The following is a 19,250-nucleotide window of genomic DNA, read 5'->3' on the forward strand; positions in this document are numbered from 1 at the left end:
TGCGGCCCGGGCGCCGCCTCGACAGACAGCCAGTCTGCCTTCGCCGACGCCCGGGCCGCAGGCGAGCTGACACCGCGGTGACGCCTACGTTGAATAGATCAGAGCACCCCTAGGGGCACGGCGCGCCCACTTCGTCCCACCCAGCCATCCATTCGTCCCTACTTCCACTCCATCAATCACTTAGCGAGGGACCGGCAGCCGGGTTCGGCGGAGCATGCGGCGCATCACACCACCGGAACATCCGAGATAAACCGCCGCCATGAACCGCCGCCACGACATCGACGCGCTACGCGTACTGGCCTTCGGCCTGCTGATCCTCTTCCATGTGGGCATGCTCTATGTGGGCCCGGCCGAAGACTGGCAGTTCCACCTCAAGAGCAGCCACCTCGCCAACTGGCTCACGTATCCGATGCTGGCCTCCAGCTTCTGGCGCATGGACCTCTTGTTCCTGATCTCCGGGCTGGCCGTGCACTTTCTGCGCGGGCGCTCGAGCCTGCCTGCGCTGGCTTGGAAACGCAGCGTGCGCCTGTTGGTACCTCTGCTGTTCGGCATGGCCGTGGTGATCCCTATCCAGCCGTATGTGCAGAGCGTGGCGAACGGACGGGTCGCCCCCGGCTTCGGGCATTTCCTGCTGCGCTATTGGACCGGTGGCCCGTGGCCGGCCGGCGCCTTCGACGGCTGGCAGTACGGTGTCACCTGGAACCATCTGTGGTACCTGCCCTACGTGTGGCTCTACACCATGCTGTTGCTGGCGCTATTGCCGGTCCTGGAGTCGCCATGGGGACAGCGCCTGATCGGCGGCCTCCGCCGCCTGCGCGGCACGGCGCTGCTGGTACTCCCCGCTCTGCCGCTGCTTGCCTACAACCTGCTGCTGGCGGCGCGCTTCCCCCAGAACCATGCGCTCATCGGCGACTGGTACGCCCATGCCAGCTACGCCACCGTCTTCCTTTATGGCTACGTGCTCGGCATCGACCGCGGGCTGTGGACCGAGCTGGCCCGCTTGCGCCGCCGCTCGCTCGGCATGGCGGTGCTGTGCTTTGCCGCTTTCGTATGCCTGGACCGTCTGGACACTCTGATCGATATCAGCACATGGTCGCCATCGACCATCGCCAACGGCAGGCTGCTGGTGCGAGCCCTGCGTTTCTTCTACAGCTGGAGCGCTATCGCCGCCGTGCTGGGCTGGGGGCATCAGTACCTCAACCGCCCGTTCCGCTGGCTGCCATACGCACGCGAAGCCGTGTTCCCGTGGTACGTGCTGCATCAGAGCGTGATGCTGGCCGTAGCCTACTGGCTGCTCCCCCGTGGTCTTGGCCCGGTGTTGGAACCGGCACTGGTGTTGGCGGGCACCGTGGGCGGCTGCGCGCTGTTGCACGAGTTCGTGATACGCCGCTCGCGCTGGCTGCGTCCGTTGTTCGGACTCGACATAGCGTCACGCCAGCACCGCACCGAGCCGGCTCTCGCATTTTCCGGCCGGCCTCAGCAAGCATGACCCCGCCCCTTACCCCCTACGGCGCGATCCATCACTTACCGATCCGGAGAACTATGCGATGAAAAGACGCGACCTGTTGAAAGCGGCGCTGACGGTACCGCTGCTGCCCTTCGTTATGCGCACTGGCTTCGCCACAACGCCCCGGATCGCCAGTGCCGTGGCAAGCGCATTTCGCTCGCGCGTACGGCCGAGCGATCCGGGCTGGCCATCGGCGACGGCATGGGATGGCCTGAAACGGAACGTCGGCGGCCGGCTGCTGAAACTGGAATCGCCGTTTGCTCACTGCCAGGGAACGACTTCCGACGCCGTTTGCGCGGATGCCCTGAAGCACCTGGACAACCCCTTCGCGCTCGGCGATCAGCCGGCCTTGACGCAGACCAGCGGCTGGGCCGATGCCTGGACATCACAGCCCAGTGTCTATGCGGTAGCGGCGGAAACCACGGCAGACGTGGTCGCGGCGGTCAACTTTGCACGCAAGCATCACCTGCGGTTGGTCGTGAAGGGCGGCGGCCATAGCTACCAGGGCACGTCGGATGCACCGGATTCGCTGCTGGTGTGGACGCGACGCATGAACAAGGTGACGCTCCATGACCACTTCGTCGCGCAAGGTTGCGCCGGCCGTGTCGAACCGCAACCAGCGGTAACGGTGCAGGCCGGCGCCATGTGGATCGACGCCTATCACGCGGTCACTACGCAGGGCGGCCGCTATGTGCAGGGCGGCGGCTGTACGACGGTCGGTGTCGCTGGCCTCGTGCAGAGCGGAGGTTTTGGCAATTTCTCGAAGCAATTCGGCACGGCGGCAGCCAATCTGCTGGAAGCGGAGATCGTCACCGCCGATGGTGTTGCGCGCATCGCCAATGCCTGCACGAATCCCGAGCTGTTCTGGGGCATCAAGGGTGGTGGTGGCGGCAGTCTGGGCGTCGTCACGCGGCTCACGCTGCGCACGTTCGAGCTGCCCCCGTTCTTTGGTGCGGTGTTTGGGACGATCAAGGCGTCGTCTCGCGAAGCCTTTCGTGCCTTGATCGTCAAGGCGATGGATTTCTACCAGAGCGCGTTGTTCAACCCACACTGGGGTGAGCAGATATCGTTTCGAGACGGCGACACCTTGAACATATCGATGGTGTTTCAGGGATTGACCCAGCAACAGGCGGAACAGACCTGGGCGCCATTTTTGGACTGGATACGCGGCCGGGAGGAATACACGTTCACCAAGCCCTTGCAGGTAACGGCGTTACCGGCAAGGCATTTCTGGGATGCCGAGTTCTTCCGCGAACATGCTCCCAAGTTCATCGTGTCGGACGATCGGCCGAACGCGCCGCGTCACCATACGCTTTGGGCTGGCGATCAGGACCAAGTGGGCTGGTTCATCCATAGCTATCAATCGGCATGGCTGCCGGCAGCCCTGTTGCGCCCCGAACAACCATCGCGACTGGCGGATGCACTCTTCACCGCTTCGCAGCACTACGATTTCGAACTTCATTTCAACAAGGGCCTGGCCGGTGGCTCCCAGGACGCCATTGCGCGGGCACGCGACACGGCGACGAATCCGCAGGTGCTGGAGGCGTTCGCGCTGGCTATCTGCGGCAGCGCCGGCGGCCCCGCCTTCCCCGGCATGCCGGGCCTTGGCCCCGACCTGCCCAAGGCCCGACGTGATGCGGCCGGCGTCGACAAGGCCATGGATGCACTGCGCGCCGTGGCGCCGGGTGCGGGCTCGTATGTCTCGGAAAGCGACTACTTCCTGCGTGACTGGCAACAGGGATTCTGGGGCTCCAATTACGCCCGGCTGGCGAACGTGAAGCGCAAGTACGACCCGGACGGCTTGTTCTTCGTGCATCACGGTGTGGGCAGCGAGAGCTGGAGCGAGGACGGGTTCACGCGTCTGCATGACGGCGAGCGGCATAGCTAGAGAGACTCCCCCCAAAGTCACGGACGACACAACCTCGGCTCAGGTCGATAATGCGCGGGACCTGCAAGGACCCCCATGTCGACCTCCACTACGCCTCCCGCGGCACAGCTGCTGCGGCAGCACCCCGCCTTCGTCCAGTTCTGGTTTGCGCGCATTGCTTCAAGCTTCGGTTTCCAGATGCTCTCCGTCGCGGTGGGCTGGCAGATCTACGAGATCACCGGCCGCGCTTTCGACCTGGGCCTGATCGGCCTGGTGCAGTTCATCCCCTCCGTCGTGCTGGCCTTGCCAGCCGGCCACGTCGCCGACCAGTTCGAGCGGCGGCGCATCGTGTTGTTGGGACAGGTATTGGAGCTGATCGCCATCGCGGCATTGGCCGCACTGAGCCTGCGCCATGCCGCGCACGAAGCCAGCATTCTCGTGCTGGTGTTCGCCATCGGCGTGGCGAAGGCGTTTGAGTTTCCTGCCCTGCAGTCGATGCTGCCGGCGCTGGTGCCGCCAGCGATCCTTCCTCGCGCGATGGCCATCAACAGCGCGGCCGGCCAGGCGGCGATGATCATGGGGCCAGCGCTCGGCGGCCTGCTTTACATCGCCGGACCGGGCACGGTCTACGCCGTGTCGGGCATTCTGTATCTGGCCTCGGTGATTCTGATGAGCCGCCTGCGCTACGAACAGGCGCCACCCAGACGCGAACCAGCCACGCTGAAAACGGTGTTCGCGGGCGTGCATTTCATCCGTCAGCGCCCGGACGTACTCGGGGTGATCTCGCTGGATTTGTTTGCCGTGTTGCTGGGCGGCGCCACTGCACTGCTGCCCATCTTCGCCAAAGACATACTGCACACCGGCCCGTGGGGTCTTGGCTTGCTGCGCGCGGCACCGGCGGTGGGCGCGCTGCTCATGTCGGTATGGCTGGCGCGGCACAACATGGAGCGACGAGTCGGCCCGATCATGTTCGCCTCCGTGGCTGGCTTCGGACTGGCTACGCTGGTGTTCGCGGTGTCCACTACGCTCTGGCTTTCACTCGCCGCCTTGTTTGCCCTGGGCGCGTTCGACATGGTGAGCATGGTGATCCGCGGCGCCCTGGTGCAGCTGGATACGCCCGACGATATGCGCGGCCGCGTGAGCGCGGTGAACGCGATCTTCATCAATACCTCCAACCAGCTGGGCGAATTCGAATCCGGCCTGCTCGCCGCATGGATCGGCGCCATCAATGCCACCTTGCTGGGCGGCCTCGGCACGCTGGTGGTGGTCGGCCTTTGGATGTGGATGTTCCCCACCCTGCGCCGTCGTCAGCGCCTGCATGCAGAACCCAGCGAATTGTCGGAGCCGGCGGCGGACACGCTGTAGCGGGAGCACCGGCGTGCCGGCCGATGCTCTCGGGTTCTCAGTGGCTCCCAAGCAACGCTTGTGCGTCGATCGCCTCGGCCATGGCCTGGTTACCCAAATCGCCAGGATGCAGATGGTCGCCGGAATCGTAGGCCGGCAGGAATCGTTGCGGGTGCGCCGGATCGCGCAGCACGGCATCGAAATCCACCACGGCATCGAACTCGCCACTCTCGCGAATCCATCGATTGACCGCTTGTCGTACCCGTTCCTTGTCGGCGCGGTAATAGCCCTTCATCGGCGTGTCCTGCAACGCGCCTTCGAACGGCGTCAGTGTTGCGCCGACGATGCGCACGCCATGCACATGGGCACGGGCGATCAACTGGCGGTAACCGGCGATCATCGCCTCCGCCGGCGTCACTTCATCCTGCGGCCCGAGCGGCGTGCCGTTCCAGCTGATGTCGTTGATGCCCATCAATACGACGACGCTGGCGATGCCGGGTTGGTCGAGCACATCACGCTCGAAACGCGCCAGCGCGTTGACGCCCATCTTGTCGCTCAGCACGCGTGCGCCTGAAATCCCCGCGTTGAGTACGGCAACATGCTGCCCGGCGAGACGCCGGGCGAGGAAATCCGGCCAGCGCGTGTTCGCATCCATCGTCGCGCCGTTGCCGTCGGTAATTGAATCGCCCAGGGCGACCACGGTGCGCGCCTTCGCCGGGTCTTCGACCAGGATGGCACTCAGGAATACACGCGAAGTCAGCATCGAATCGACGTTGAGCGTCGATGCGCCCACCTGGTTGCCAGCGGCTATATAAGTCGTCTGCCGGGCGTCCCAGTGAAAAGTCGCTGGCGCCGTGGGTTCGGGCAGGAACAGGCTGACTGTGACGCTGCCGAGTGCCGCGACGTTCAGATCGACGGGGTCGCTGATCATCGGCGCGCCGGGCGGAATCGTTATCGCCGACTGCCCGTTGAAAGTGAGCGCGCGATCGGAACCGGCAACAGTCGCCGCCTTCGCGCCAGCCAACGCGATGTGCGCCGCCCCAATCACCAGCGGGCGCGTGCCGTACGCATTCGACAACACCACACGCACCCGACCTCCACCCACGCTGACGCGAGCAGACTGGCGCACGGTCTGGTTCCACAGGCTGGAAGGCAGATTGACCGGCAGCGCAAAGTCGCCATCCCAGCGTGGCTGCGGGCTCGCCATCCAGGTGGCTACCCAATGCGCCTCATCATGCTCGCGCACCGCGCGAGATGTGGCGGCATGTAGCGGCATGGCCAGCATGGCCACCAGGAACAGCATCGCAGACAGCCCTGGATGGATGGCCTGGATCGAACGGCACGACCGCGAGAGTGGATGACTTCTGAGCATGGTGACCTCGGCGCGTGGCCGCACAGGAAAGATGCGGCAGCCTAGGCGGGTCGATATGCTCCAACAATGACCGCACAGTAAAAGGACCTTCAATCATTCGTTGATGATGGGCCGCATCGACGACATCTGCCCGCCCCAACCCGCGGCCTACACTCGCCCGAGAGCCACCACCGGCCGGAGCACCCTGTGATCGTCGTCCACCATCTGAACAACTCGCGCTCGCAGCGCATTCTGTGGCTGCTGGAAGAACTCGGTGTGCCCTACGAGATCAAGCGCTATCAACGTGACCCACGTACGCTGCTGGCACCACCGGAGCTGCGGCAAGTACACCCGCTCGGCAAGTCGCCGGTGATCACCGATGGCGATGTGACGCTGGCCGAATCGGGCGCCATCATCGAATACCTGGCCGATCGCTACGGCAGCGGCACACTACTGCCCGCTCCAGGCACGCCGGAGCGACTGCGCTGCGCATACTGGTTGCACTATGCAGAAGGCTCGGCGATGCCGCCGCTGTTATTGAAACTGGTCTTCCAGCGCGTCGCGAAGAACCCTGCGCCGTTCTTCGTCAAACCGCTGCTGCGCGGCATCGCCGACAAGGTGCAGCGCGCCTTCGTTGATCCGCAATTGAAACTGCACCTCGATTTTCTGGAGGGCGAGCTGGCGAAGGCGCCGTGGTTTGGCGGCGACACCTTCAGCGCAGCGGATATCCAGATGAGTTTTCCTCTGGAAGCGGCGGCGGCGCGTGCAGGGCTGGATGCGAAGAGTCGTCCTCAGCTGTGGAATTTTCTGCAGCGCATTCATGCACGTCCGGCCTATCAACGCGCGATCGAACGCGGCGGCGAATTCGCCATGGCGGGATAACGCACCGTGGCTGAACCGCTTCGCGTACTGTTTACACACTACTCACGTGCAGGCTGGCAAGTTGGATCGCCTTGCACTGAAGGAGACCACTATGGCCAGGAACCGTGACATCGAAAGCAGTATCAACGGCATCGGCGATCAGGTGCGCGAGCGCGTGCGCCACTACGCCGACGAAGCCAGTGAGCGCGCCGACGGCTTGCTCGAACGTGGCCGCGACGTGCGCCGCCGCTTTGGCCGGCAGCGCTACGACTATGCTCAGCGCTTGTCTCATGCCGCCGAGGATTTCACCGACGAGGCGAACTACCAATATCGGCGCCTGCGCCGTCACGTCAGCCGCCATCCCGTGGCGACGGCCGCGGTGGTGGCGGGCACGGTGGGTGCGTTCCTTCTTTTGCGCCGCGTGTTTCGCAGCCGCGACGAGGATTGAGGAGGCGTCGCGGATCGGGCTTTGCAAGCTCGCTTCAAACCACCCAAAAAGAAACCCGCCTTTCGGCGGGTTTCTTTTTGACGAGGTTCAAACCGTCATCGGATTGGGCTTGTCCGGGTCCAGCTTGTAAGTCTTGATAGCGCGGCTGACATCCTTGGCGTTGACCTTGCCGTCCTTCGCCAGCGCAGCCAGCGCCGCGTGCGCAATCCAGTAGCGATCCACTTCGAAGAACCCGCGCAGGTGCTCGCGCGAATCCGAACGACCGAAGCCATCGGTGCCGAGCACGGTGTAGCGCATACCGTCCGGCATGAAGGCGCGGATCTGGTCGGCGAACTCGCGCACGTAGTCGGTGGCGGCGATGGCCGGGCCCTGGCGACCTTGCAGCAGGCCGGTGACGTGCGGCACGCGCTGCTCGCCTTCCGGATGCAGGCGGTTCCAGCGCTCGGCGTCGAAGCCGTCGCGGCGAACTTCGCTGAAGCTCGGCACCGACCAGATGTCGGCGGTGACGCCGAAATCCTTCTCCAGCAGTTCGGCTGCAGCGATCACCTCACGCAGGATGGTGCCGGAGCCGAGCAGCTGCACGCGCGGCTCGCCCTTCTTCGGCTTGCCGGCGTCCTTGAACAGATACATGCCCTTGATGATGCCTTCCTCGCTGCCGGCCGGCAGGTCGGGATGGCTGTAGTTCTCGTTCATCACGGTGATGTAGTAGTACACGTCCTCCTGCTCCTGCAGCATGCGGCGCGTGCCGTCCTGCAGGATCACCGCGACCTCGTAGGAGAAGGTCGGGTCGTATGACTTCACGTTCGGGATGGCGCCGGACAGCAGGTGCGAGTGGCCATCCTCATGCTGCAGGCCTTCGCCGTTAAGCGTGGTGCGGCCGGCGGTGCCGCCGATCAGGAAGCCGCGCGCGCGCATGTCGCCAGCCGCCCAGGCCAGGTCGCCGATGCGCTGGAAGCCGAACATCGAGTAATAGATGAAGAACGGCAGCATCGGCTGATTGCTGATGCTGTAGCTGGTGGCCGCCGCCATCCAGGCCGCCATGCCGCCAGCCTCGGAGATGCCTTCCTGCAGCACCTGGCCCTTCTGGTCTTCGCGGTAATACAGCAGCTGGTCGGCGTCCTGCGGGCGATACTTCTGACCGAACGGCGCGTAGATGCCGATCTGGCGGAACATGCCCTCCATGCCGAACGTACGCGCCTCGTCGGCCACGATGGGCACGACGCGCTCGCCGATCTGCTTGTCGCGCAGCAGCAGGTTCATGCCGCGCACCAGCGCCATGGTGGTGGAGATTTCGCGCTCGCCGGTGCCCTTGGTGATCTGCTCGAACGCGGACAGTTCCGGCGCCTTGAGCTTCACGTCGGTCTTGCGGCGACGCTGCGGTAGCGCGCCGCCGAGTGCGCGACGGCGCTCGAGCATGTACTGCACTTCCGGCGAATCCTTGCCCGGGTGGTAGTACGGCACGTCGGCCAGTTTGTCGTCCGGCACCGGAATGTTGAAGCGATCGCGGAAGTGGCGCACGGCTTCGTCGTCCAGCTTTTTCTGCTGGTGCGTGGGGTTCTGCGACTCGCCGGCCGCGCCCATGCCATAGCCCTTCACCGTCTTGGCCAGGATCACCGTGGGCATGCCCTTGGTGTTCACCGCCTGATGGTAGGCCGCGTACACCTTGTGCGGATCGTGGCCGCCACGGTTGAGGCGCCAAATGTCGTCGTCGCTGAGGTTGGCGACCATCTCGCGCGTCTCCGGATATTTGCCGAAGAAATGCTCACGCGTGTACGCGCCGCCGAAAGCCTTGCAGGCCTGGTACTCGCCGTCGATGGTTTCCATCATCAGCTTGCTCAGCACGCCCTTGGTGTCGCGGGCGAGGAGCGGATCCCAATAGCTGCCCCAGATCACCTTGATGGCGTTCCAGCCGGCGCCGCGGAACACGCCTTCGAGTTCCTGGATGATCTTGCCGTTGCCGCGCACCGGGCCATCCAGGCGCTGCAGGTTGCAGTTGATCACAAAGACCAGGTTGTCCAGGCCTTCGCGGCCGGCCAGCGAGATGGCGCCGAGCGATTCGGGCTCATCGGTTTCGCCGTCGCCCATGAAGCACCAGATCTTGCGGTCCGTCTTGGGCATCAGACCACGGTGTTCAAGGTACTTCCAGAACTGCGCCTGGTAGATCGCCTGAATCGGGCCCAGACCCATCGACACCGTCGGCACCTGCCAGTAGTCCGGCATCAGCCAGGGATGCGGATACGAGGACAGGCCGCGGCCGTGGCCGGCGACTTCCATACGGAACAGGTCGAGCTGGTCTTCGCCGATGCGGCCTTCGAGGAAGGAACGCGCATAGATGCCCGGGCTGGAATGGCCCTGATGGAAAATCAGATCGCCCGGGTGGTCGGCGCTGGGTGCGCGCCAAAAATGATTGAAGCCCACGTCGTACAGCGTGGCCGACGAAGCGAAGCTGGCGATATGGCCGCCCAGCTCGCCCGGCTTGCGGTTGGCACGCACCACCATCGCCATCGCGTTCCAGCGGACCAAGGTGCGGATGCGCCACTCCATCGCCGCGTCGCCGCTCATCTTCGCCTCGTTGGCGGGCGAAATGGTGTTGACGTACTCGGTGGTCGGGTTGAACGGCAGATAGCCGCCGGCCCGCCGCGTCGAGTCGACCATCTTCTCCAGCAGGTAGTGCGCGCGCTCGGTGCCGTCGTGATTGATCACCGCATTGAGCGATTCGACCCATTCCTGGGTTTCGGTGGGGTCGAGGTCCTGATGGAGGATGTCGTCGAGCTGATCCATGAAAATCTCCGCGGCGCCGTGCGGCGCAGGCTTGAGGTGAATACCGGTCGCCGGGGATGCGACGGTGTAACGCCTGAGTTTAGCCCTGAGCGCAGCTGTCCGACAATTCAAATGACCCCGTGCGCAAGCGCATGGTGCGAACTCCGGTCGCGGCATGCATACAAAAAAGCCGCCACTCGACTTGGGTCGGGTGGCGGCTTTCCTGGAACGTCATGGAGGGACCGGGTCCCTCAGGCTAGCTCAGCTGCGGCGCTCGCTCTGCGCGGCACGGATCTGAGCATCCACTGCGGCGATGGCCGTCATGTTGACCACGCGACGCGGGGTGGAGGCCGGGGTGAGGATATGCGCCGGCTTGTCCACGCCCATCAGGATCGGGCCGATCGCCACGCCGTCGGTCATCACACGCACCATGTTGTAGGTGATGTTGGCTGCATCGAGGTTCGGCATCACGAACAGGTTGGCGCGGCCGGTCAGCGTGGTATTGGGGAAGATGCGCGTACGCAGACCTTCGTCCCACGCGGTATCCGCCTGCATCTCGCCGTCCATCTCCAGCTTTGGCAGGCGCGACTTGAGCAGCTGGTACACCTTGCGCATTTTCTGTGCACTGGGGTTGTCGTGGCTGCCGTAGTTGGAATGCGACAGCAGCGCCACCTTCGGCTCGATGCCAAACAGTTTGAGGCGATAGCTGGCCTGTAGCGTGGCCTCGGCGATCTGCTCGGCGGTGGGATCAACCTGCACATGGGTGTCGAGGAAGAACCACGCGCCCTGGTCGTTGATCACACCGGTCATCGCCGAGGTGCACTGCACGCCCGGGTCGAGGCCGAACACGCTGCGCAAATAACCGAGCTTCTTGTGGAAGCGACCGACCAGGCCGCAGATCATCGCGTCGGCTTCGCCGCGCTCGACCATCAACGAAGCGATCAGGGTCGGGCGCGAGCGCAGCAGGTTCTTCGCCGCGGCCGGCGACACGCCACGGCGCTCAGTCAGCGCGTGGTAATGCTGCCAGTAATCATTGAAACGCGGGTCGTCGTTGATATTGGTCAGCTCGAAATCGATGCCGACGCGCATGCGCAGGCCGAGGCGCTGGATGCGCGTCTCGATCACGTCCGGGCGGCCGATCAGGATCGGAAACGCCATGCGCTCATCGATCACCGTCTGCACTGCGCGCAATACGGTCTCTTCCTCGCCCTCCGCGTAGACCACGCGCTTGCAATCGGCGCGGGCGCGTTCGTACACCGGCTTCATCAGCAGGCCGGTGCGGTAGATGAACTGGCCGAGCTTTTCCTTGTACGCATCCATATCGGTGATGGGACGCGTGGCCACGCCGGAATCCATGGCCGCCTGCGCCACCGCCGACGCCAGCATCACGAGCAGGCGCGGGTCGAACGGACGCGGAATCAGGTAATCGACGCCAAAGGTCGGCACATCACCGCCGTAGGCGCTGGCCAGGTCGCCCGCTTCCATGCGCGCCAGCTGAGCAATTGCGCGCACGCACGCGAGCTTCATGGCCTCGTTGATGCCGGTGGCACCGACATCCAGCGCGCCGCGGAAGATGTAAGGGAAGCACAGCGCGTTGTTGACCTGGTTCGGGTAGTCCGAACGGCCGGTGGCGATGATGCAATCCGGACGAACCTTCTTCGCGTCTTCCGGCAAGATCTCCGGATTGGGATTGGCCAGCGCGAGAATGATCGGCTGCTTCGCCATGGTGGCGACCATCTCCGCCTTCAGCACGCCACCGGCGGAAAGGCCAAGGAAAATGTCCGCACCGTCGACGATCTCGGCCAGCGTGCGCTTGTCGGTATCGCGCGCATAACGCTGCTTGTCCGGATCCATATGATCGCGGCCGGTGTACAGCACGCCCTCGCGATCGAAAGCGAGAATATGCTCGGGCTTCAGGCCCAGCGCCACCAGCATGTCCAGGCAGGCAATGCCCGCCGCGCCAGCGCCCGCCGTGGCGAGCTTGACGTCCTCGATCTTCTTGCCGACCACTTCCAGTGCATTGAGCACTGCGGCGCCCACGATGATCGCAGTGCCATGCTGGTCGTCGTGGAATACCGGAATCTTCATGCGCTCGCGCAGCTTGCGCTCGACCACGAAACACTCCGGCGCCTTGATGTCCTCAAGATTGATGCCGCCGAAGGTCGGCTCCATCGAAGCGATGATGTCGACCAGCTTGTCCGGGTCGCGCTCATTCAACTCGATGTCGAACACATCGATGCCGGCGAACTTCTGAAACAACACACCCTTGCCTTCCATCACCGGCTTGCCCGCCAGCGGGCCGATGTCGCCCAGACCCAACACCGCCGTGCCGTTGGTGATCACCGCCACCAGATTGCCGCGCGCCGTCATCTCGCTGGCGGCGTTGGGATCTTCCACGATCGCCTCGCAGGCGTATGCCACACCCGGCGAATACGCCAGCGCGAGATCGCGCTGCGTGATCATGGCCTTGGTGGCCGTAACCTTGATTTTGCCGGGATGCGGCAGGCGGTGATATTCGAGAGCGGCGAGTCGAAGTTCTTCGGGGAGTGCCATGGGATGCGCTATCGGTGAGGGGATAAGGTGCCGCTGTGCGCGACATCCCCGCATGTTAGCACCGTGTTGGAACTCCCCCGAACGCCAAATCGCAAGAACGCACGCGTATGTATGGCAGGAGTGGATAGCCATCAGACATGCATCATGCGCAGCGCTCGCCGCTCTTGATGTTGATGTTGCTCTTGAGCTTCCGGGGCCCCCTGTGCAGCGGTGAGGGCTGGACGATCAGGCCCGCAGGGGCATGGGCAAGGATGCCCATGCCTCCCGACAGGACACCAAACGTCGTGTCGAAAAGCCCGGCCAGACCTCACGTACCCGCAGGCGAAGCCGGAGGGCGCGTAACCGGGGTGGCCCCTCTTTTGGTTACTTTTCTCTGGCCAAACAGAGAAAAGTGACTCGGACCGCGGCAGCGGTTCGAAAGCCCGCCGCAGGCGAACCAGGTCGCGATAACGCGAACATCGAACGGCAACGCCACTGGACCCCGGCCTACGCCGGGGTGACGATAATGAGAGGTTATCGCGAGCACCCAATCCTCTGCCCAAAGGGGAGAGGAAGCAAACGCGAGTCAAAGGCTCAGCGACAACGCATCCGCCTGCACCCGCCCCATATGAATGCGATTGACGAACAACGAAAACGCCAGCTTCCCCGCCAACCCGTGCACGTGCTGCATCCACGGCGGCAGCCAGCGTGGCGGCGCAATGGCACCAGATGCGAAATGCGGCTCCAGGCTGATCACATCATGCAGCGACAGCTTGCCGGCAAACAGATGACGCAACATATCCATCCGTCGCTGCTTGAGCGCCCAGCGAAAGAAGGTATGCACCGTGAGCAGGCCACTCAGGTACACGTTGTCCTTGGCGAACGCCGCGCCCCCGCCCAGCGGTACCCCGCGAAACACGCGCTGCGCCGAGTGGAAACTGTCGCCCGGGGTCTGTCCACAGCTGCTGAAGTATTTGTAGACCTCGACAAAATCGGCCCCGTTGAGCGCCATGTCGATGGCCAGGATGCGCAGGCTGATGCGCTTGAGCCGTGCGATGTCAATGGCGCCGGACATCAGCTCGGCAAACACGGCCAGGCCCTCTTGCGTGGCCGTGACCCGCGGCGACGTGCGCGCGAGCGAGGCGAGCACCGGCTGGGCGCGGCCGTTCAAAGCGGTCAGCGAATGCACGAAGGCCTCATGCGCCAGCAATTGATGCCGGTCGTACTCGCTGAAATTGGTGCCGCCACGGAGACGGATGCGGGTCGCGCCGGCCGCCGCTTTGGCAGTGAGCTCGTCGTCCACTTCAACGCTGATGGTGCCGGTGCCGAAGAAGTCGTCCAGCGTCTTGCTCAGATCCGCGCGCAGGACATCCGCAGGCATGTCCGTGGTGACGTCGTCGGCGAGCAGGTCGGCGCCCAGTTCGTCGGACAGCTCCACGAAGTAACGCGCCGCGTCCAGGTTGCTGCGATCACTGCCCGGGATCGGATCGCCCGGACGGCCATACAGCACGATGGACGGTGCGGTGACGTCCGCACTACCCACGGCCTCCAGCATCTCCGCAGCGATACGCCAGGATTCGGCGGTGCGGCAGAGGTACTCGCCCATGGGGTCGTCGTGCCCAGCTTCACGCTCGATCACCGCCAGCTCGGCGCGCGCCTCGGAAAGGTCCGGACGCTGATACACCACCTCTGGCAGGGAGTATCGCCCCTTGCCGAAGGCCTCGATCATGCGATTTTCCAGCGAAGCCGGCCAACCTATCGTGGGCAGGATGCGGATACCCCTCACCGCAGCCAGCAAACGCTGGTCGAGGTCGGCATAGCGCTGCAATCCCGAAGCAAGCGGCGTGGTGGCATTCATGGCTGTCTCCGGCGTGCGGCATCCACCTTCTCGATAAGGTCGGCGGCAATGGGGTCCATCTTGAATGCGGTAAAGAATCCGCGCGGACTGGCGGGAATGAAGGTGATGTTGCGACCGAACCGGGAGTCGCCGCGCAGCATCACGGTGACGCGACGCGGGTTCACCATCTCCGTGGCGTTGACGTTCATCACCTGGCTCAAATCGATGCGGGCCTGCTCGTCGCGGTTCTTCACCAGCAAACTGGCGCCGTCGAGCCAGACCTCGTCGACCAGGTCCGATATCAGCTTCCAGAACAGAAAACCGAACGTACCCGACATCAGTAGTGGCAGGCATAGGAAGGGCCAGATGTCCTGCCTGCGCAGGTCGGCGCCGAACAACATGATGGCCATGAAGACGGCAACGAAAGCCAGCCATAGGACGGGAAACACCCGTTTATAGAAGAAGGTGGACGGCGATGAGAGCCGACGCATGCCCGCGCCCTTGGAAAGAATGGAACGATAGTAGTGCTTACCGCCGTTGCGGTGGCAGGCGATGAGTCACAAAGACGCGCGTGCGCAGTCGCACCCCCGCTCGCTTGCCGTCGTGCCGGCGGCCGCTGTCGTGACCATCACCCGGCCACGTTCACTTCACTCTCTGTCGCGTGTTCCGCGCTGGCCGTGCGGCCGGGTAGGCGGCCTCCCGCCGCGCTGACGACGCAGGCGGGCCTCCAGCGTGGCGGCCTGCTCCTCGCGCTCGTCGCGCAGCTTTAGGTAGTTGCGCCAGCGCTCGGCCGACAGCTCGCCACTGTCCAGCGCCATTTGCACTGCACAGCCAGGCTCGCTGCCATGGCCGCAGTCGGCAAAACGGCAGGTCTCCGCCAGTTCCTCGATGTCGGCGAACAGATCGAGATTTTCCTCGCCGGTGAGCTTGAGTTCGCGCATGCCGGGCGTGTCGATCAGGCAGCCGCCGCTAGGCAGCTGCAGGAGCGCGCGATAGGTGGTGGTGTGGCGTCCACGACTGTCGTGAACGCGTACCTCGTTGGTGGCCATGCGGGCCGTACCCAGCAAGGTATTGGTGAGCGTGGACTTGCCGGCTCCGGAAGAGCCGACCAGCACCGCGCTGTCGCCCGGCTGCAGGTAGGGCGCCAGCAAGGCTGCGCTGGCCGAATCCTTGCCATTGATGGCATGGATGGGCGTGCCGTCGGGCAGGCGGGAACGCAGGGCATCCAGCAGCTCGTCGGCATCGTCCCGCGTGTCCAGCTTGCTGAGCAGTACCACCGGCTGCGCACCGGAATCCTCGGTGAGGGAGAGATAGCGCTCAATGCGGGCCGGATTGAAATCGCCGTCCAGGCCGGTCAACACCAACACATAGTCGATGTTGGTGGCGATGACCTGGCGCTCATAGCGCTCTCCTGCCGCGGCGCGCGACAGCACTGTGCGACGCGGCAGCACTTTGACGATATGCGGCGGGCTACCCGGCTCCAACTCCACGAAATCGCCTACGGCAGGCCGCTCGGAGGGGTCCAGGCTGCGCTTGAGAAAATGGCCGGCGGGCTGTGCGCCGAACAGCGATTCGCCGTCGTGCAATTCGTAGCCGGCGCGATGTTGCGCCACCACGCGGGCCAACCGCAGGCCGCCTCCCGGGAGGGCGTCACCACGCCAGCCGACGCGGCGCAGCCGTTCGATGATCTCGGCCTCATTCATGAGCCGGATTATGCCCTGCCTGCGGCGTGCCAGGAATCACTCACGCGCGCGCCTCGCATGGGCTGGCAGCCGCTGCTAGCATGCGGAACAAGCCCCCAAGCGGCAGCACAAGCCGCCAGAACACATAGGACGCGAACGTTGGTCTCGATCAAACCCAGTGCGCACCTGGCGGACGTGCGCTATGAAATCCGTGGCGCACTCACCCGGCGTTCGCGCGAGTTGGAGGCCGCTGGCCTCCCCATCATCAAGCTGAACATCGGCAACCCGGGCCGCTACGGCTTCGATACGCCAGCCCATCTGCGCGAGGCCATCGCCCACCGCCTGCGGGACAGCGAGGCTTACGGCCACGAACAAGGCCTGGAAGAAGCGCGCGAGGCCATCGCCGACCAGCAGCGCTTTCGTGGCGCGCGCGGCGTGGAAGTTGAACGCATCTTTGTCGGCAACGGTGTCAGCGAGCTGATCGACCTGAGCCTGCGCGCCCTGCTGCAACCGGGTGACGAAGTGCTTCTGCCCAGCCCGGACTACCCGCTGTGGAGCGCCGCCACCATCCTCAACGGCGGCAAGCCGCGCTACTACCGCTGCCTGGCCGAAAACGGCCACCAGCCCGATCCGGACGAGATCGAGGCGCTGATCACCCCACGCACTCGCGCACTGGTGCTGATCAACCCGAACAACCCGACCGGCGCGGTCTACCCGCGCGAACTGCTCGAACGCATCGTTGCGGTGGCCGCACGCCACCGCCTGCTGCTGCTCAGCGACGAGATCTACGACGAGATTCTCTACGACGGCACACCGTTCCAGCCGCTGGCCGAAGTCGCCGGCGACCTGCCTTGCCTCAGCTTCGGTGGCCTCAGCAAGGTACACCGCGCCTGTGGCTACCGCGTGGGCTGGATGAGCCTTTCGGGCGATCCGGTGCGCACCACCGACTACCGCGACGCTTTGCAGCTGCTGGCCGCGCTGCGCCTGTGCGCCAATGTCACCGCGCAATGGGCGGTGCTTCCCGCGCTGGAGAACGCGCCGACGATTCCGTTGCTGACCAACCCCGGCGGTCGTTTGCACGAGGCGCGCCGGATGGTCGTCGAAGGGGTCGCCGCCAGCGACTACCTCGACCTGGTGGCCCCGGCGGGCGCGCTGTACGCCTTCCCGCGCGTACGTGCCGACCGCCTCGCCGAGTTCGACGACAACGCTTTTGCCCTGCGCCTGCTGGAAGAGGAGTCCGTACTGGTGGTGCCTGGCAGTAGCTTCAACGTGCCGCATAGCCGTCACCTGCGCCTGACCTTGCTGCCGCCGCCGGAGCAGCTGCGCGAGGTGTTCCTGCGTATCGAACGCGTGCTGACCCGCATGGCGGGCGAGCAGAAAACGCGCGCAGTCGCTTGAGCAAGACGATGCTTCGCTACCTCGCCCTTGGCGACTCCTACACCATCGGCGAGGGCGTGCCGGCCGCCGGCCGTTGGCCGATGCAGCTGGCCGCACGCCTTCGCCACGAAGGCGCGCCTCTGGGCGACCCAGAGATCATCGCCACGACCGGCTGGACCACCGACGAGTTGTGGACCGCCATGGACGGGGCCAGCTTCTCGCCGCCCTACGATCTGGTCAGCCTGCTGATCGGCGTGAACAACCAGTATCGCGGCCGCAGCGCCGATGAGTACCGCGATGAGTTCCGGCGGTTGCTGGAACGGGCCATTGAACTGGCGGACGGGCGGCCGTCGCGGGCGGTGGTGCTTTCCATTCCCGATTGGGGCGTCACCCCGTTCGCCCACGGGAGCGGCCGCGACCTGGCGCGCATTGCCAACGAACTGGACGTCTATAACGCACTGGCCCACGACGAGACGCAGCGCGCAGGCTCATATTGGGTGGACATCACGCCAGTCTCGCGCTCGCATCCGGGTCTGCTCGCCGACGACGGACTGCACCCATCGGCCGAGCAGTACACGCTGTGGGCGAATGAAGCCTTCCCGGTCGTCCGGCAGCTATTGAAATAGCAACGAGCCATCGCGCTTCACCCCTGTCGCGCCGCAACAAGCCTGCAACCATTCCGCCATGAGGCGGTGACCTGCGCTCACCACACTGGCATCCCGGACAGACACCGGGAGAGACCGCATGGCGACCTTTCACTGCCGCAGCGCCTTCATCTCCGACGTGCACTTGGGCACGCCCGACTGCAAGGCCGGCTACCTGCTCGACTTCCTGCGCAAACTGCGTTGCGAAAAGCTCTATCTGGTCGGCGACATCATCGACATGGAGTCGCTGGCGCGCCGCACCTGGTGGCACGCCGACCACGGCGCTGTGCTGGCCGAGGTGCTGGACATGGCACGGCGCGGGGTGGAGGTGACCTATATCCCCGGCAATCACGATGCCCCCATGCGAGGGCTCGCCGGCCAAAGTTTCGGCGGCGTGCGCATCGCCCTGGACGCGATCCATGAGGGCGCCGACGGAAGGCGCTACCACGTCAGCCACGGCGACGAATTCGATCCCGAGCAGGTGGGTCGCACCTGGATGCTGCATCTGGGTGAGGTGATGCACCGTTTCATCTGCTGGACCAACCGCCGCGTGCACGCGATGCGGCGCCGGCTGGAGCTGCCCTACCTGCCGCTGTCGATCATCGTGAAATCGCATATCGGCAAGGCGCTGGCCTACATCCGCGCCTATGAGAATCGTGTCGCCGACGATGCGCGCGAGCGCGGCTTCGACGGGCACATCTGCGGTCACATCCATTTCGGCCACGTGCGCGAGATGGACGGCGTGCTCTACCTCAACGACGGCGACTGGGTGGAACACTGCACAGCCCTGGTCGAAGACCACACCGGCGCCATGGAGCTGATCCACTGGAGCGAGCAACCCGCCGCCCTGGGCCGCGCCAGCCGTGAACTGGTACTGCCCTCGCCCGCCGCCGCGCTGGCGCTGGCACCGCTGGCCCGGTATCGGCGTGATCTGGCGGAGTTGCGGCCGGCGGCCTGAACCACCACCAGGTGCCCGGGCACGCTTGAAGCGTCGCCGGGGCGCCGGCATATGAGGGGGCGTATCATTAGCCTTCTTTGCC

The 19,250-nt window shown here is 64.9% G+C and carries 14 protein-coding genes; 8 read left to right on the plus strand and 6 right to left on the minus strand.

Annotated features, from left to right (window positions below; genetic code table 11):
* Nucleotides 1-259 precede the first annotated feature (259 nt).
* The 3 genes from OUZ45_RS20055 (at nucleotide 260) to OUZ45_RS20065 (ending at nucleotide 4,739) form a co-directional block, all read left to right on the plus strand.
* Entirely contained in the window at nucleotides 260-1,489 is a 1,230-nt protein-coding gene (locus OUZ45_RS20055; protein WP_266172104.1) for an acyltransferase family protein, read from the plus strand.
* Between the two features lie 58 nt (nucleotides 1,490-1,547).
* Nucleotides 1,548-3,395 carry an FAD-binding oxidoreductase gene (locus OUZ45_RS20060; RefSeq protein WP_266172105.1) on the plus strand — a complete coding sequence of 616 codons (1,848 nt, stop codon included), beginning with the start codon at nucleotides 1,548-1,550 and terminating at the stop codon, nucleotides 3,393-3,395.
* A 75-nt stretch (nucleotides 3,396-3,470) separates the two neighbouring features.
* Nucleotides 3,471-4,739: an MFS transporter gene (locus tag OUZ45_RS20065; protein WP_266172106.1), complete on the plus strand. Its 1,269-nt coding sequence runs from the start codon at nucleotides 3,471-3,473 to the stop codon at nucleotides 4,737-4,739.
* A 37-nt stretch (nucleotides 4,740-4,776) separates the two neighbouring features.
* On the opposite strand, the gene OUZ45_RS20070 is transcribed toward OUZ45_RS20065, so the two are convergent.
* Nucleotides 4,777-6,090 carry an SGNH/GDSL hydrolase family protein gene (locus OUZ45_RS20070; protein ID WP_266172107.1) on the minus strand — a complete coding sequence of 438 codons (1,314 nt, stop codon included), beginning with the start codon at nucleotides 6,088-6,090 and terminating at the stop codon, nucleotides 4,777-4,779.
* A 186-nt stretch (nucleotides 6,091-6,276) separates the two neighbouring features.
* On the opposite strand from OUZ45_RS20070, the gene OUZ45_RS20075 reads away from it, so the two are divergent.
* Both OUZ45_RS20075 and OUZ45_RS20080 read left to right on the plus strand, forming a co-directional pair.
* The gene (locus OUZ45_RS20075; RefSeq protein WP_266172108.1) at nucleotides 6,277-6,951 is read left to right on the plus strand and encodes a glutathione S-transferase family protein; all 675 of its coding nucleotides are present in this window, start codon (nucleotides 6,277-6,279) and stop codon (nucleotides 6,949-6,951) included.
* A gap of 91 nt (nucleotides 6,952-7,042) precedes the next feature.
* Entirely contained in the window at nucleotides 7,043-7,378 is a 336-nt protein-coding gene (locus OUZ45_RS20080; RefSeq protein ID WP_266172109.1) for a hypothetical protein, read from the plus strand.
* A gap of 87 nt (nucleotides 7,379-7,465) precedes the next feature.
* Here OUZ45_RS20080 and aceE read toward each other — a convergent pair whose 3' ends face one another.
* From aceE to rsgA, 5 genes are all read right to left on the minus strand, one after another.
* Nucleotides 7,466-10,159, minus strand: a complete 2,694-nt coding sequence (gene aceE, locus OUZ45_RS20085) for a pyruvate dehydrogenase (acetyl-transferring), homodimeric type (RefSeq protein WP_266172110.1) — start codon at nucleotides 10,157-10,159, stop codon at nucleotides 7,466-7,468.
* A 240-nt stretch (nucleotides 10,160-10,399) separates the two neighbouring features.
* Nucleotides 10,400-12,691 (minus strand): NADP-dependent malic enzyme, encoded by a 2,292-nt coding sequence (locus OUZ45_RS20090; RefSeq protein WP_266172111.1) that lies wholly within the window; start codon nucleotides 12,689-12,691, stop codon nucleotides 10,400-10,402.
* A 565-nt stretch (nucleotides 12,692-13,256) separates the two neighbouring features.
* Nucleotides 13,257-14,528, minus strand: coding sequence for a peptidase MATCAP family protein (locus OUZ45_RS20095; RefSeq protein ID WP_266172112.1), 1,272 nt, complete (start codon nucleotides 14,526-14,528; stop codon nucleotides 13,257-13,259).
* Nucleotides 14,525-14,998, minus strand: a complete 474-nt coding sequence (locus OUZ45_RS20100; protein WP_266172113.1) for a hypothetical protein — start codon at nucleotides 14,996-14,998, stop codon at nucleotides 14,525-14,527. The genes OUZ45_RS20095 and OUZ45_RS20100 overlap by 4 nt, the downstream gene beginning before the upstream one ends.
* Nucleotides 14,999-15,154: 156 nt before the next feature.
* Nucleotides 15,155-16,210: a ribosome small subunit-dependent GTPase A gene (rsgA, locus tag OUZ45_RS20105; protein ID WP_266172114.1), complete on the minus strand. Its 1,056-nt coding sequence runs from the start codon at nucleotides 16,208-16,210 to the stop codon at nucleotides 15,155-15,157.
* Between the two features lie 138 nt (nucleotides 16,211-16,348).
* On the opposite strand from rsgA, the gene OUZ45_RS20110 reads away from it, so the two are divergent.
* From OUZ45_RS20110 to OUZ45_RS20120, 3 genes are all read left to right on the plus strand, one after another.
* Complete coding sequence (locus tag OUZ45_RS20110) at nucleotides 16,349-17,587, plus strand: aminotransferase class I/II-fold pyridoxal phosphate-dependent enzyme (RefSeq protein ID WP_266172115.1); 1,239 nt, start codon at nucleotides 16,349-16,351, stop codon at nucleotides 17,585-17,587.
* An 8-nt stretch (nucleotides 17,588-17,595) separates the two neighbouring features.
* Nucleotides 17,596-18,192: an SGNH/GDSL hydrolase family protein gene (locus OUZ45_RS20115; protein ID WP_266172126.1), complete on the plus strand. Its 597-nt coding sequence runs from the start codon at nucleotides 17,596-17,598 to the stop codon at nucleotides 18,190-18,192.
* 118 nt (nucleotides 18,193-18,310) lie between these two features.
* Complete coding sequence (locus OUZ45_RS20120) at nucleotides 18,311-19,168, plus strand: UDP-2,3-diacylglucosamine diphosphatase (protein WP_266172116.1); 858 nt, start codon at nucleotides 18,311-18,313, stop codon at nucleotides 19,166-19,168.
* The last annotated feature ends 82 nt before the right edge of the window (nucleotides 19,169-19,250 follow it).

It is taken from the genome of Dyella subtropica (assembly GCF_026283965.1).
Taxonomy (GTDB): Bacteria; Pseudomonadota; Gammaproteobacteria; order Xanthomonadales; family Rhodanobacteraceae; genus Dyella_D; species Dyella_D subtropica.